Raw genomic sequence first — 1154 nt, 5'->3', positions numbered from 1 at the left:
GCCAGACAATTAGCATACCTTCTCAAAAAAGGTGCGCATAATGCTCCTATCTGATACCACACAATCGTGCCAGCTCTTCGTCGTTTTTCCACAGTTGTTTTTCTTCGGGGACTATCATCTCGCCTCTATCACCTGCATCCATCTGTTTCCTTAGCATTTCAACAGAAGGTTTCGCATATGACTTTCGAGTCGTTTTTGTATCTGAATGCCCCAGTATAACGGCTATTGTTTCAATAGGTACTCCATCCCTGTACCATCCACTCGCGCGAGTTCTCCTTAATAAATGCGGGTAGATTCTATCTGGAAGATCAGGAGCATCTTTTCTGATGATATCAGCATATTTTTTGACAATACGCTCCACATTTCTCTCTGACATTCTACCTGTCACGCCTTTTATCGTTGTGTATATAAAAGGTTCAGAGCGTTTCCTCATGTCGCGATGAAACACAGAACTATACTGCTTCACTAATGGTATCACTTCTTCTGACAATGCTACAACACGTTCTTTATCTCCTTTACCGCGAATGCGAAGATACGGGCTTTCCGCATCAATGTTTACATCTGACAAGTCAAGCCCTATTAATTCATCTGCTCTTATTGCAGTGTCATACAGGAGCACAAGTATTATCTGGTCACGTATCCCTTTGTCAGACATACCTGGTGAAGCCAGCAGTTTCTTGATGGTGTCTTTGTCCTCAATGATTTCCTTCACTTTGGACGGAACCGTAACGTATGGTACTTCTAAAACATTCATGTAAACCTGGTATATTGCCACCTTTCGGGAAGCTGCATACTTCATATATGCAGTAATTACCGCCATCCTGTGATTCACTGTTGCGGGCTTATATCCCTTACCTACCAGATATATCCTATAATCGAGCATGAAGTCATAAGTCATGTCTTCAAATCTGAACTTGTCGATTGCGATGCCACAAATGTCAGTTACATATCTGCGGAATATAGTCAGTGCATCCTCATACGCCTTTACAGTCTTTATGCTGTCCTGGTGCTGAGTTGGCAGGTAAACATTAAGATAATCCCATGTCATGGAAAAGAAGAGTTCTTCATTAAGTATGCTTTTGCTCATCTGCGTCTCACCTCCGGAATTACATCTTTTGTAACGGTATCTCTCTGTTTGATGATATCGTATGCCT

The 1154-nt window shown here is 41.9% G+C and carries 1 protein-coding gene; it reads right to left on the bottom strand.

Translation table 11 applies throughout. From position 1 onward, the window contains the following. Positions 1-46: 46 nt before the first annotated feature. Positions 47-1087: a tyrosine-type recombinase/integrase gene (locus tag BM377_RS16090; protein ID WP_092251004.1), complete on the bottom strand. Its 1041-nt coding sequence runs from the start codon at positions 1085-1087 to the stop codon at positions 47-49. Positions 1088-1154: the final 67 nt, after the last annotated feature.

This window comes from Butyrivibrio sp. INlla21, assembly GCF_900116875.1.
Classification (GTDB): Bacteria; Bacillota; Clostridia; order Lachnospirales; family Lachnospiraceae; genus Butyrivibrio.
Note: the sequence above shows the minus strand (reverse complement) of the source record. Positions and strands in the feature narration are given on the sequence as shown.